Origin of the sequence: Bordetella sputigena (genome assembly GCF_965137885.1) — a bacterium.
Lineage (GTDB): Bacteria > Pseudomonadota > Gammaproteobacteria > Burkholderiales > Burkholderiaceae_B > Bordetella_C > Bordetella_C sputigena.
The window spans coordinates 145,650-158,934 of sequence record NZ_CBCSCA010000009.1; the positions used below are offsets into that span (position 1 = coordinate 145,650).

At 66.4% G+C, this 13,285-nt stretch carries 12 protein-coding genes; 1 reads left to right on the top strand and 11 read right to left on the bottom strand.

Translation table 11 applies throughout. The features are described from left to right. Nucleotides 1-40 precede the first annotated feature (40 nt). Nucleotides 41-916, top strand: coding sequence for an N-formylglutamate amidohydrolase (locus ACNA0R_RS18180; protein ID WP_415827446.1), 876 nt, complete (start codon nucleotides 41-43; stop codon nucleotides 914-916). Nucleotides 917-948: 32 nt separating this feature from the next. On the opposite strand, the gene ACNA0R_RS18185 is transcribed toward ACNA0R_RS18180, so the two are convergent. The 11 genes from ACNA0R_RS18185 to ACNA0R_RS18235 form a co-directional block, all read right to left on the bottom strand. Continuing rightward, a complete protein-coding gene (locus ACNA0R_RS18185; protein WP_415827447.1) occupies nucleotides 949-1,968 on the bottom strand; it encodes a histone deacetylase family protein in 1,020 nt (339 codons plus the stop codon). Nucleotides 1,969-1,993: 25 nt separating this feature from the next. Further along, nucleotides 1,994-2,698 (bottom strand): GntR family transcriptional regulator, encoded by a 705-nt coding sequence (locus ACNA0R_RS18190; protein WP_415827448.1) that lies wholly within the window; start codon nucleotides 2,696-2,698, stop codon nucleotides 1,994-1,996. Continuing rightward, nucleotides 2,695-3,711, bottom strand: a complete 1,017-nt coding sequence (locus ACNA0R_RS18195; RefSeq protein WP_415827569.1) for a DMT family transporter — start codon at nucleotides 3,709-3,711, stop codon at nucleotides 2,695-2,697. The genes ACNA0R_RS18190 and ACNA0R_RS18195 overlap by 4 nt, the downstream gene beginning before the upstream one ends. Before the next feature lie 34 nt (nucleotides 3,712-3,745). After that, nucleotides 3,746-4,762, bottom strand: a complete 1,017-nt coding sequence (locus ACNA0R_RS18200) for a 2-hydroxyacid dehydrogenase (protein WP_415827449.1) — start codon at nucleotides 4,760-4,762, stop codon at nucleotides 3,746-3,748. Nucleotides 4,763-4,772: 10 nt separating this feature from the next. Continuing rightward, a complete protein-coding gene (locus ACNA0R_RS18205) occupies nucleotides 4,773-6,467 on the bottom strand; it encodes an ABC transporter ATP-binding protein (protein ID WP_415827450.1) in 1,695 nt (564 codons plus the stop codon). Next, nucleotides 6,464-7,306 (bottom strand): ABC transporter permease, encoded by an 843-nt coding sequence (locus ACNA0R_RS18210; protein WP_415827451.1) that lies wholly within the window; start codon nucleotides 7,304-7,306, stop codon nucleotides 6,464-6,466. The genes ACNA0R_RS18205 and ACNA0R_RS18210 overlap by 4 nt, the downstream gene beginning before the upstream one ends. Nucleotides 7,307-7,335: 29 nt before the next feature. Next, nucleotides 7,336-8,310: an ABC transporter permease gene (locus ACNA0R_RS18215; RefSeq protein ID WP_415827452.1), complete on the bottom strand. Its 975-nt coding sequence runs from the start codon at nucleotides 8,308-8,310 to the stop codon at nucleotides 7,336-7,338. 10 nt (nucleotides 8,311-8,320) lie between these two features. After that, on the bottom strand, nucleotides 8,321-9,886 hold the full coding sequence (locus tag ACNA0R_RS18220) for an ABC transporter substrate-binding protein (protein WP_415827453.1): 1,566 nt from the start codon (nucleotides 9,884-9,886) through the stop codon (nucleotides 8,321-8,323). 72 nt (nucleotides 9,887-9,958) lie between these two features. Beyond that, a complete protein-coding gene (locus ACNA0R_RS18225; RefSeq protein WP_415827454.1) occupies nucleotides 9,959-10,750 on the bottom strand; it encodes a class II aldolase/adducin family protein in 792 nt (263 codons plus the stop codon). A gap of 466 nt (nucleotides 10,751-11,216) precedes the next feature. After that, the gene (locus ACNA0R_RS18230; protein ID WP_415827455.1) at nucleotides 11,217-12,095 is read right to left on the bottom strand and encodes a sugar phosphate isomerase/epimerase family protein; all 879 of its coding nucleotides are present in this window, start codon (nucleotides 12,093-12,095) and stop codon (nucleotides 11,217-11,219) included. Further along, the gene (locus ACNA0R_RS18235; protein WP_415827456.1) at nucleotides 12,088-13,281 is read right to left on the bottom strand and encodes a dihydrodipicolinate synthase family protein; all 1,194 of its coding nucleotides are present in this window, start codon (nucleotides 13,279-13,281) and stop codon (nucleotides 12,088-12,090) included. Before ACNA0R_RS18235 ends, ACNA0R_RS18230 begins: the two co-directional genes overlap by 8 nt. Between the last annotated feature and the right edge of the window lie 4 nt (nucleotides 13,282-13,285).

Below are 13,285 nucleotides of genomic sequence, written 5' to 3' on the forward strand. Positions count from 1 at the left end.
GTTCCCCGGCCCGTTTTCCCGAATACGAACTGTTCCCCATATGCTGAAAACCCAGCCGCTTTCCTACCGCCTTTACGCGCCGGACAATTACCCGGCCGCTTCCATCTCCGCCCCCCTGGTGCTCGATTCGCCGCACAGCGGCACCACCTATCCCCCCGACTTCGCGCCCGCCATCGATTTCGGCGCGCTGCGCACCGCGGAGGACACCTGGATCGACGATCTCTGGAGCGGGGCGCTGGAGTTCGGCGTGCCCATGGTGGCGGCGTCTTTCCCGCGCGCCTATATCGACGCCAACCGCGCCGCCGACGAAATCGATGCGCTCTTGCTGGATGGGGCCTGGGATGGTCCGCTGAACGAGACCGGCAAGGTCAAGCTGGGCAAGGGGCTGATCTGGCGCATGCTGGATGACGGCACTGCGCTGTACAACCGCAAGCTGAGCGTGGCGGAAGTCCACCACCGGATCGACGCCTGCTGGAAGCCTTACCACGAGGCCGTGGGCCAGCTGCTGGACGCCGCTCACCAGCGTTTCGGCAAGGTGTGGCACATCAACTGCCACTCCATGCCCAGCGTGGCCGGCGCCTACGCAACCGACAAGCCGGGGCTGGTCCATCCCGACTTCGTGCTGGGCGATCGCGACGGCAGCACCAGCGCGCGGGAGTTCCGCCAGTTCGTGGCGGCCTGGCTGCGCGATAAGGGCTACAACGTGGCCGAGAACGATCCCTACAAAGGCGTCGAGCTGGTGCGCGCCTTCGGCAATCCGGCCGCGGGCCGGCACAGCCTGCAAATCGAAGTCAACCGCAAGCTCTACATGGACGAGGTCACCCTGCGTCCGCATGAGGGGTATGCGCGTCTGCAGGCCGACCTGCGGGGCTTGAGCGAGGCCCTGGTAGCCTGGATGCGCGGCCAGATCGCCTGATCTGGCGTTTATCGCCCCGGGGGGCGCGAGCGTCAGCCCCCTTGCAGCCCGCCGAAGAAACGCGTCGCGTTCGATTCCAGTCCCTCGATGTAGTAGCCGCCTTCCTGTACCACCAAGGTAGGCAGCTTCAGCGCGCCTACCTCCCGACCCAGCCGCTCGAAGCCGTCTTCGGTGACCGCGACCTTGGCCTGCGGATCTTTCTCGAAAATGTCGAAGCCCAGCGATAGCACCAGCGCGTCGGGCTGGAAGAGCTCTATCGCGCGCCGGGCCTGGGTCAGGCGGTCGAAGAATACCGACTCGGGCGACCCGTGCGGCATGGGAAGGTTGATGTTGTAGCCGTAGCCCTCGCCCTCGCCGCGTTCGTCCTCGAAGCCGGCGACGGCGGGGTAGAAATTCTGCGGATCGCCGTGGATGGACACGTAGAGCACGTCGCTGCGGGTATAGAAGATCTCCTGGATGCCCTGGCCATGATGCATGTCGGTATCCAGGATCGCCACCTTGGGATACTTCGCCGTCAGGTGTTGCGCGGCGATGGCGGCATTGTTCAGGTAGCAGAAGCCGCCCGCGGCGTCCCACCGTGCATGGTGGCCGGGCGGACGGCAGATGGCGTAGGCGTGGCGCTCTCCCGCGATCAGGGACTTTGCGCCGGCGATGGCGCATTGCGCGGACCAATAGGCGGAATGCCAGGTGTGCTCGCCCACCGGGCAACTGCCGTCGGCCAGATATCGCCCGGCCTGCGCCAGCACGCCGCGCAGCGGATTGCGCTCGCGCACGAAGATGGTGGACATGACTTCATCGCCCCAGTCTTCCGGCATCTGCTTCCATTGCTGGTGCACGGATTGCAGGAAACGCAGGTACTCCAGCGAGTGGACCGCGGCGATGGCCCCCCCGCCATGATCGGCGGGCGCCAGCACATCGAAGCCCAGCTTGCGCGAAGCGGCGACCAGGCCGTCCAGGCGGGATGGAATTTCCTGGGGGTCGCGCATTTTGCCGCGCGAAAAATAGGTGCGGGGATGATGCAGTTTCTGGTCTTCGTGGAAATAGGCTTTCATGTTCGCGTGTCCTTATGCCGCGGCCTTATGCCGGGATTCCATGTTTTTCCTGGTAAAGCGCGCGCACATGCAGCCGCGCGTCTTCCAGATGCAGGCGCATCGCCGCGGACGCCGCGGCGACGTCGCGCCGGCGCAGGCAGTCGACGATGGGCTGATGCGTTTCGGCGACGCGTTGCGGGTCCTGGTAGGCCAGCTCGATCAGCGCCATGATCATGCGCAGCTCCGTGCGCATATTCATGAACAGGCGCAGCAGGTAGCCGTTGCCCGAGAGCTCGCAGATCAAGGTATGGAATTCCAGGTCGCGCATCACCCGCTGCGTTTGGGGCGTGGTGGCGGCTTCGGCCACCATGCGCGCCAGCGCGGCCTGCAGCCGCTGCATGCCGGCCTCGTCGGCGTTTTTGCAGGCGAGTTCGACGGCCTGCAGTTCCATGTGCAGGCGGACCTGGTACAGATCGTCGATTTCGCCGGCCGTGATGGTCCGCACCGTGAAGCCGTGGCGCGGACGGGCGACGACGATGCCCTGGCGTTCCAGGCGGCGCGCGGCTTCCCGGACGGGGGCGCGGCTGATGCCCATGCGCCGCGCCAGGTCGGCCTCGATAATGCGGGCGCCCGGTGGAAGGCGGCCTTCGGCGATCGCGTGTATCAACTGGGCTTCCACCTCGGCCACCAGGTCGGTGGCCGCGATGGACGCGAAGCCGCTATCGTCGTCCGGAATCGTGGTTGTTTTCATCGTGGGGTCGCGGACTCGCTGCTGCTGGGCGCGCTGGCTGGCGCATCGTGCCGGGGCAGGGCGGGGTAGTCGCCTGGTGCCATGGCCCCGCCGGCGCCGCCGGCCGAAGGCCGCGCCCGGCGCAAGGCCAGCCACGCGCCGCTGCCCATGATCAGCGCGATGCCGGCCAGCGCGATGGTATCGGGCGGCCGGCCGAACCAGAAGGTGCTGATGAGGACGGCCAGCATCAGTTGGAGATAGTTCAAGGGCGCCAGGATGGACGCCTGCGCCCGGCGGAAGGCGGCGAGCAGCAGAAGCTGCGCCAGGCCGCTGCAAACGCCCCCCGCCAGCAGCAGCAGGAGCTGCGGCCATCCGGGCCACGTGGTGGGCAGCATAAAGATGGCGGGCGTGCCGGTAATGACCAGGCAGACCACGGCCATATAGGCGTACTGTACCGGCGCGGCCACCAGCCCGGCGAGCCGGCGGGTCAGCAACTGGAAAAACGCATAACTGACGGCGGCGATGGCCATCAGCACGGCGCCCACCCAGGGCAGGTCGCTGCCGGGCCGCACGATGAGCAGCATGCCCGCGAAGCCGGCGATGACGGCCGTCCATTGCATGGGACCGACGCGCTCGCCCAGCAGCCAGGGTGACAGCGCCACCATGATCAGGGGCGAGGTGAAATAGATGGCTGTCGCCTCTGCCAGCGGCATGATGGTCAGCGCCGTCATGAAGGCGGTCGCCACGCAGGCCAACGCCACGCTGCGCGCCAGCAGCAATCCGCGATGCGGCGCGCGCCACAGGCGCCATGGCGTGCCATGGCGGGCGCCTCGCGCCAGCCACAGCATGGCGATCGTGCTGATTGCGATGTAGCGCATGAGATTCATGAAGGGCGACGAATAAGTCGCCAGCATGTGCTTGCAGAAGGCATCGAAGGTGGCGAAGCCGCACAAGGCGGCAAGAAACAGCGCGATGCCGGCGCGTACGGACGCGACGCGGCCATCGCCCGTGACGACCGCGTTGCGGGCCGTCATGGCGGTGGATGCGATGCGTGCGCGGGATTCCATCTCAGTAACCCCTGGCCGGATCGACGGCGACCATGGCGGTATTGCCCAGGGCGATCTGCGCCAGGTTGATCCGGGTCTGGCGCGCGATCGCACGCGCCGGCGTGCGCGAGGCGATGTGGGGTGTCACCTGTACGCGCGGATGCGACCAGTAGGGATGGTCCGCCGGAAGGGGTTCCCGCGTGAAGGTGTCCATGGTGGCGTAGCCCAGCTGGCCGCTGTCCAGGGCTCGCAGCAGGTCGTCTTCCACCACGTGCGCGCCGCGTCCCACGTTGATCAGATGCGCGCCGCGCGGCAAGCGGGCGAAGCATTCGGCATCCAGGATGCCGTGCGTTTCCGGCGTGTAGGGCAGCAGACATACCAGGGTATCGCAGGTGGCCAGGAAGGCCGCGCGCTGCGCATCTCCATGGAACAGCGCGATGTCGTCCGGCAGCCCGGACTTGGCGCTGCGGCTCCAGCCGCTGACACGGTAGCCGATGGCGCGCAAGGCCAGGGCGCAGCGTACTCCCAGCGCGCCCAGCCCGGCTATCCCTACATGGTGCGCGCCTGGCGCCTCCACGGGCTGTTCCTGCCACAGACCCGCGGCGGCGGAGGCCACATAACGGTCCATATGGCGCTGGCGGTGCGTCACTGCCCAGCACACATAGGCCGCCATGCCCGCCGCCATGTCGGGGTCGACCATGCGGCACAAGGGCACCGCGGGCAGGGTTGGGTCGCCGGTGATGTGGTCGATGCCGGCGGCGATGGACTGTATCAGCTTCAGCCCGGGCATCCGGGCCAGCAGGCCGCGCGGCGGCATCCAGCACACCGCCGCGTCGATCTGCCGCAGATCGCCCAGCGCGGTCTCCAGGCGCACGTCGGCTTCCGGAAACAGTTCGGCGAAGGCCGGCAGCAGATAACGCATATCGAGCTGGGTGCTGAGCAATGCGACGCGCGGGCGCCGCCCCTCGAACCCGGCAAGGGGTTCCATGCCGTCCGGGCATCCATTGTCCACGCCACTCATCGGGATATCGGCCATCATCGTTTCGCCTTCATGCTCCAGCCGCCACGCCGGAAGCCATATCCTTCGCCGGCCGCGCCTGCCCGTCCTCGATGCGCTCCAGCCTGGGCACGGCGTCGATCAGCGTCCGCGTATACGCGTGCCGCGGGTTGCGCAGGACATCCGCGGTGGCGCCGTATTCGACGATCCGGCCGCGCTGCATGACGGCGATGTGGTCGCACATTTCCCCGGCCACGCGCAGGTCGTGGGTGATGAACACCATGGCCAGCTGGAATTGCTGGCGCACGCGCGCGAACAGGTCCAGCACCTGGGCCTGGACGGAAACGTCCAGCGCGGAAACCGGTTCGTCCGCGACCAGCAGTTCCGGCTCCATGGCGAGGGCGCGCGCGATGCCGATGCGCTGGCGCTGCCCCCCGGAAAACTCGTGCGGATAGCGGTCGGCGGCCTCCGGCCCGAGTCCGACCAGGCGCAGCAGTTCGATGGCCTTGGCCATGGCCTGCTTTTTCGGCACGCCCTGGGCGATGGGACCGGCGGCGATGGCCGCGCCGATGCGATGGCGCGGGTTCAAGGATGCATAGGGGTCCTGGAACACCATCTGGATGCGGCCTTGGGACAGTTCGCGGAAGCGCGGACCGGAAAGCAGGTTCTGCCCCTTGAACAGGACGCGGCCGGAATCGAAGCCCTGCAGGCCGACGATGCAGCGTCCCACCGTGGACTTGCCGGAGCCGGACTCGCCCACCAGGCCCAGCGTCTGTCCACGGCGCAGCGTGAAGCTGACGTCGCTGACGGCCTGTACCTCGCGGCCGCGGCGGAACAGGCTGCCCGCCGTGACATAGGTCTTGCACAGATCCTGCACTTGCAGCAGATGCAGCGGATCCGGCGCGGGTTCGGCGGCGCGCGGCGTGCCTTTGGGGATGGCGGCGATCAACTGGCGCGTGTAGGACTGCCGGGGGGCCGACAGCACCTGGGTGGCGGGACCGGATTCCACCACGCCGCCGGTTTGCATGACCACCACGTGGTCGGCGATCTCGGCGACGACTCCGAAATCATGGGTGATGAAAAGCAGCGCGGTGCCGCGGCGCCGCTGCAAGTCCCGCATCAGCGCCAGGATCTGTGCCTGCGTCGTGACGTCCAGCGCCGTGGTCGGCTCGTCGGCGATCAGCAGCCGCGGTTCCAGCGCCAGGGCGCAGGCGATCATCACGCGCTGCCGTTGCCCGCCGGACAGGCGGAAAGGATAGGCGTCCACCAGGAGTTCCGGATCGGGCAGGCCCACATCGGCCAGGGCGGCGACGATGCGGCGGCGTTTTTCCGCCGCGGGCAGTCGGATGTGGGCGTCGAAGACCTCGGCGATCTGCTCGCCGATGCGCATCACCGGGTTCAGCGCGGACATCGGCTCCTGGAACACCATTCCCATGCGCTGGCCGCGCAGCGCGCGCAGTTGCTCTTCGTCCAGGGCCAGCAGGTCCTGGCCCTCGAACAGGATGCGGCCGGCAACGGGCTGTACCGCGGGCCGCGGCAGCAGGCCCATGACGGCATTGGCGATCATCGATTTGCCCGAGCCCGATTCGCCGACGACGCACAGCGTCTGGCCGGGCGGGATGGCGAACGAAACTTCGCGCACCGCGAGTTCGCGATCGCCGCCCTTGGGCAGGCGGATGCTCAGGCCCTGTACATCCAGTACCGGGGCGGCATCGCCGCCCACGCCCGGCGTGACGGCCCCGCTCATCGGCTCCTCCCATCCAGCCGGGCGTTCAGGCCGTCGTTCAATCCTTCGCCCACCAGGTTCAAGGCCAGCACCGTCAGCAGGATGGCCAGCCCGGGAAACACCGCCATCCACCATGCCTGCTGCAGCACGCTGCGCGCGGAGCCCACCATGTAGCCCCAGCTCATCTCGTTGGGGTCGCCCAGCCCAAGAAAGCTCAGGCTGGATTCCAGCAGGATGCTGGTGGCCACCATCAGCGATGCCATGACGACGATGGGGGACGCGGCATTGGGCAGGATTTGCGTCAGGATGATGCGCGGGGTGGACTGGCCGGCCAGGCGCGCCGCGGCGACGAAGTCGCGCTGCCTGAGCGTCAGGAATTCGCCGCGCACCAGGCGGGCCACCGGCGGCCAGGACACCACGCCTATCGCCGCCACGATGGAACGCACCGACGGCTGGAAGATGGCGACCAGCACGATGGCCAGCGCGAAACTGGGTATGCACTGGAAGAGTTCGGTAAAGCGCATCAACACCGCGTCGATCCAGCGGCCGAAGTACCCGGCCACCGCGCCGATGCCCACGCCGATCAGCAGCGACACCACGGTGGATACCACGCCGATCAGCAGCGATACGCGGGCGCCATAGATGACCCCCGACAGGATGTCGCGGCCCAGGGTGTCCGTTCCCATTAGCACGCCCGGTTCGGCGCCCGGCGCCAGGAACGGCATCTGTGTCATGTCCCATGGATTGCCGGGGGCGAACATGGGACCGAAGATGGCCGCCGCCGCGGCCGCGATCAGCACCAGCAGGCCGGCCACCGCGCCCTTGTTGCGGCAGAAACGCCGCCAGAATGCACTGCTCACGGGCTTTCCCCTTTTTTAACCGCCAGGCCCTAGCTCAACTCGATACGAGGATCGACCAGCGTGTAGACGAAGTCGGTGATCAGGTTGAAGACCACCGCCATCGCCGCGGCCACCAGGAAGCATCCCAGCAGCAGGTTGTAGTCGCGCTGCATCAAGGCATCGAACATCAGCCGGCCGATACCCGGCCAGGCGAATACGGTTTCCGTCAGGACCGCGCCGCCTATCATGCCGCCGGCCTGGATCCCCGCCAGTGTCACGACCGGCAGCAAGGCATTGCGCAGGATGTGGGCGCGCTGGATGCGCCCCGGCCGCACGCCCTTGGCGCGCGCGGTCTTGACGAAATCCATCTGCGCGACCTCCAGCATGGAGGCGCGCGTCATGCGCGCGTAGACCGCCGTATAGAACAGCGCCAGCGTCAGCGCCGGCAGCACCAGGTGCTTGGCGATATCCCATGCCAGCGCCAGGCCGTGCAGGTCCGCGCCGACGGTGAAGTAGCCGAAGCCGGGCAGTACGCCGAGTTTGACGGTGAACAGCAGCACCGCCATCATGGCCAGCCAGTAGAGCGGGGTGGCATAGAACACCAGCGAGACCACGGTGACCAGGCTGTCCACCCAGCTGCCGGCGCGGCGGCTGGCGAGCGCGCCTGCCATCACGCCCAGTATCAGCGACAGCACGAAGGCGCTTCCGGTCAGCAGCAGTGTCGCCGGCAGGCGTTCCGCGATCAGGTCTATCACGGGCTGCTGCTGGCGGTACGAATAGCCCAGGTCCAGGTGCACGACGTGTTGCAGGTACTTGAACAGCTGCGTGCCCAAGGGCTGGTCCAGGCCGAACTGCCCGCGCAATTGCGCAACGAATTGCGCGTCGGATGCCCCGGCCTCGCCGGCCATGACCGCAACCGGATCGCCCGGGGCGGCGCGTATCAGCAGGAAGTTGACGGTGGCGATCAGCAACAGGGCCACCAGGCCCTGTGCCAGCCGGTTCAACATGAATTGCAGGCGTCTCATCGTTCGCGGGTCAACCGATCCAGGCGCGGCTGAGGCTGTCGTTCAGGCCAATGGCGGAACTGACCGGATCATGCACCTTGGTGCGGTACAAGGTGGGGAACTCGATCTCGTGCAGCCAGGCCACCGGTACGTCCTGCAGCAGGATTTTCTGCACCTGCAGATAGAGGTCGGCACGCTGCTTCGGGTCCACGGCCCGCGCGCCGCTGGCGAACAGTTCGTCCACCTTGGGGTTGCGATAGCCCTCGACGTTGTTGAACGGCGAGCCCTTGGCGATGGTGCTGCTGGTGTAGTTGCGGGCCACGCCCAGGGCCGGGTCGCCGTACTGGTACACATAGGTGAACGCGATGTCGTAATCCCATTCGTTCAGCCGCTGGTTCCATCCGGCGACATCCGAGGGCGTCAGGTCGATCTTGATGCCGGCCTGCATCAGGTTCTGCCGCACGATTTCCGCCTGGCGCTGCCAGGTCTCGCCATAGGGCAGGGGCAGCAGGCGCAGCGACTCGCCCTTGTAGCCGGATTCCGCCAGCAGCTGCTTGGCTTTGTTCAGATCGTGCGGGTACTTGGCCACATCGTCGCTGTAGTACTTGATGTGACTGTTGAAGGGGCCGGTGGCGACCTTCGCGTAACCCTGGTACGCGATCTTTGTCATGGCGTCGCGATTGATCGCGTACATGACGGCCTGCCGGAACTTGACGTTGTCCATCGGCGCCTTGCGGTTGTTCAGCCACAGCCAGGATTGCGGGGCAAAGAACTCCCAGCCCTTGGTCGTCACCGCGGCGCCGGGCAGCTTGGCCAGCCGCGCGACGTCGAAGAACTCCACGGCGCCACCCGGCACGATGTCCACCTTGCCGGACTCGAAAGCCGCCGCGCGCGAGGCGGCATCAGGAATGACATGGAAATAGACGTTATCGACCAGGGGCAGGTCCTTGGCGTGGTACTTGTCGTTCGCCACCAGATGAATGTACGAACCCTTCACCCATTCCTTGAATTTGAAGGGGCCCGTGCCGATGGGCGTGTTGTTGGCCGGGTTCGCAAGAAAGTCCGTGCCTTCGTAGATATGCTTGGGCACCATGGGCATGGAGCCGTTTTCGAACAGGCCCAGGAAAGGCCCGAAGGGATACTTCAGCTTGAACTGGACGGTAAGCGGGTCCAGCGCCTTGATGGTGTCCACGGCCTCCAGGTTGCCGCGCAGCCGCGCGTGCGTCTTGCGCAGGAAGACATCGGCGGAGAACACCACGTCGTCGGCGGTGAAGGGCTTGCCGTCATGCCAGCTTACGTCGGGCTTGAGCTTGAAGGTATAGGTCAGGCCGTCGTCGCTCATGGTCCAGGACGTGGCCAGTTGCGGGTGCGGCTCCAGCTTCTCGTCGTAACGCAGCAGGCCTTCGTAGATGTTGCCGGCCACCATCTGGGCGGGGCCGTTCTGGATGATGCCAAGCATCAGCCCGGGCGGTTCCGGCTGCACGATGACATTGAGGGTGCCGCCTTTTTTGGCTTGCGCCAGCGCGGACAACGGTACCCCGGCGATGGAAATGCCCAGGCCTGCTGCGCCCAGCTTCATTAGCTCACGACGATTCATGACTGGCGGATCCTTCTGGATGGTCGGAATGGAAATGGCACGCCCGATACCCGGGCGCGGGGGTAGGGCGGGTCAATCGCGATAGGACGCGCTGGTCGGCGGTTCCAGGCGTTGCAGCATCGCGCGCCATTCGCGCGCGTTCGGATCGGGGCGTCCCGGCAGGCGGTTGCTGTCGCCGCTTTCGTACTGCCGGGCGGTGCGTTCGGCAATTTCCTCGGACACCGGATGGATGGCCTGGCCGGTGGCCTGGATGGCCATTTGCACGCGGCACGCGCGCTCCAGGTTCAAATGAAGGATGAAGGCCTCGGCCACGGTGGAGCCCAGGGTCAGCAAGCCATGATTGCGCAGGATCATGGCGCGCGAGGTGGGGCCCAGGTCCTCGATCAGGCGTTGGCGTTCGCCGTGGTCAAGCGCGATGCCTTCGTATTCATGGTAGACGACACGGTTGTGGAACTGCAGCGCCCACTGGTTGCAGGGCTGCAGGCCGCAGGCCAGCGAGGACACGCCGACCCCCGCGACGGTATGGGTATGTAGGACGCAGGTGGCGTCATGGCGCGCCATATGCACGGCGCTGTGGATCGTGAAGCCGGCGGGGTTCACATCATGGCCGTTCGGCTCGACGATGCGGCCTTCCAGGTCGATCTTGACCAGCGAAGACGCCGTGATGTCGCGGAACAGCATGCCGAAAGGGTTGATCAGGAACTGGTCTTCCGTACCCGGCACGCGCGCCGAGATATGCGTATAGATGCTGTCGTCCATGCCGTAATGGGCGACCAGCCGATAGGCCGCCGCGAGGTCGACGCGCATCTCGCGTTCCGCTTCGGACATGGAACGCGATCGTTGTCGCAGGGTTTGCACTGCCATGACTCACCTTTGATGGTTGGTGGCCGGCCACGTGGCGGCCGGGAATGCGCTGCACAACTGTCGTCTGTCGACAGCTTGCAGCGCTTCGATGGCGGCGAAAATAGGGATAACCCGCAAGACCAGGGTTATTGCTGAGCTCCGCGCGGCTCGATGGCTGCTGCCAATCGAGGCTTTATGTACATTCAGCGCGGGCGTGATGGATCAGGCGGAACGACACCTGCGGCTGAAGCTGTCGCGTCTGAAAAGGCGAGCGGGCGCCTTTCTCGGAGATAAGACCGCAGTGCTCTCTTTAATCGCGCTCACAATGCCGATCGATTGGAAATCCTTTCGCTTGGTCGGACCATGAGGGATTCGACGGCCGCATCTGCTTGCGATCCGGACGGCCCGCCACGACGGGTGAGGCGAGGACAGGCCGATTCACGATAGCGCCGGAATATTCAACGCCCGGCCGTTCGCACAGGCCTGATCAGACCGCGCCTCGAAATCGCTCCATGCAGGTATCCAGTACCTCGCCGCCGGGACGCTTCCACCAGTTTGTCGACGAAAAAATCTCTACCTCGGCGTGCCCCTGGTAGCCGGCGGCTTCCATCGCCGCGCGGATGCGGCGGATGTCGATGATGCCGTCACCCATCATGCCCCGATCGTTCAGCAGGTCGCGGGTGGGCAGCAGCCAGTCGCATACGTGGAAAGCGAGCAGGCGGTCGCGGCCCGCACGGTGGATCTGCTGTTCCAGTTTGGGATCCCACCAGACGTGGTACACGTCGACCGCCACGCCAAGAATGCGGCGCGCTGTGTCTTCGGCGGCCGGGTCCAGCGCATCGCAGATGTCCAGGGCATGCTCCAGGGTATTGATGCACGCGCGGTCGGCGGCATACATCGGATGGAGCGGTTCGATCGCCAGGGGCATGTTCGCGTCGCGCGCGTGTTGCAGGACCGCTTCGATGCCGTCCGTCACATCCTGGCGTGCTGACGCGATGTCCCTGTGCATGGCGGTACCCGACAGCGCGCCAGGCAGGCCGCCCACCACCAGCACCAGACAGGGCGCGCCCAGCGTTGCGGCCTCGTCGATGGCCCGCCGCGTATCGTCGATGGCTGCTTGCCGGCCCGCGCGATCCACCGCCGGGAACATTCCGCCACGGCAGTAACCCGACAGCCCTACACCGTTTTCGCGCAGGCAGCGCTCGGCATTGTCCAGACCGATCGCCGCGACCTGGTCGCGCCAGGGGCTGATCGTACTGATGCCGCGACGGGCACATTCCTGGATGATGCGATCGAGCGGCCACTGGACGCGCACGGTAGCCGTGTTGATGGACAACCAGCGAAGGTCGCCCGAAAAGTCACGCATCGCCGACGCCATGCGCTGCCAACAGAACACGCATCCGTTGAGCGGCCAGCTCCGGGTCCTCCAGCAGTCCGGCATTGTCGGCCAGGCGCAGCAGCTCGGCCAGGTGGGGAAGGCCGCGCATGCTCTGCTGGCCTCCCACCATTGAAAAGTGCGACTGATGGCCGTTCAGCCATGCCAGGAAAACAATGCCGGTTTTGTAGAAGCGGGTGGGCGCCTGGAATATGTGGCGCGAGACCGCGACCGTCGGTTCCAGGATGGCCTTGAAGCGCGCCTCGTCGCCTGCGCCAAGCGCGGTCAACGCAGCGCTCGCCGCGGGAGCGATGGCGTCGAAGATGCCGAGCAGCGCGTCGCTGTGGCCGTGATTCGGCAGGCTGCCCTGGCCGTCGCCGGCGATGAGCTCGGCATAGTTGAAATCGTCGCCTGTGAACATCCGGACGCCGGCCGGAAGCCTGCGGCGCATGGCAATTTCCTTGTCCTTGTCCAGCAGCGAGATCTTGATGCCGCTGACTTTCTCGGGATGCGCGGCAATGACGGCGATCGCGTGGTCCATGGCTTCATCCAGGTCCGCCGTGCCCCAATAGCCCGCGAGCGCCGGATCGAATGCTTCGCCCAGCCAATGCAGCACCACCGGTTCACGCGACTGCGACAGGATGCGGTCGTACACGCGCAGATAATCGTCCGGTGTTTTCGCAACACGCGCCAGTGCGCGGCTGGCCATGATGATGAGGCGGCCGCCCAGCTTCTCGATCGCCTCCATTTGCAGTTCGTAGGCTGCAATCACGTCGTCGATGCGGCGAGCCGCATCCGGCGGAAGATGGTCCGTGCCGCAGCCGGACACGACGTCGGCGCCGGGCACGTCGCGAGCCGCCTGCAGCGTGTAATCGATGAGCTGCAGTGACGTGGGCCAGTCCAGTCCCATTCCGCGCTGGGCGGTGTCCATGGCTTCGGCGACACCCAGGCCCAGGCTCCACAGGCGCTTCCGATAGGCCAGCGTCGCATCCCAGTCGACCGCGCATTGGCTGGAGGGATCGATATCGGCGTATGGGTCGGCGACGACGTGTGCCGCCGAATAGGCGAGCCGATTGAATCGGCCGGCTCCGGCGCTGCCGGGGTTGGCGGTGCGGCCGCTTAACCGATAGTTTTCCAGCACGCCGTTCGAGCGGGGAAGTTTCAGTGTCAGCGTCATGCGG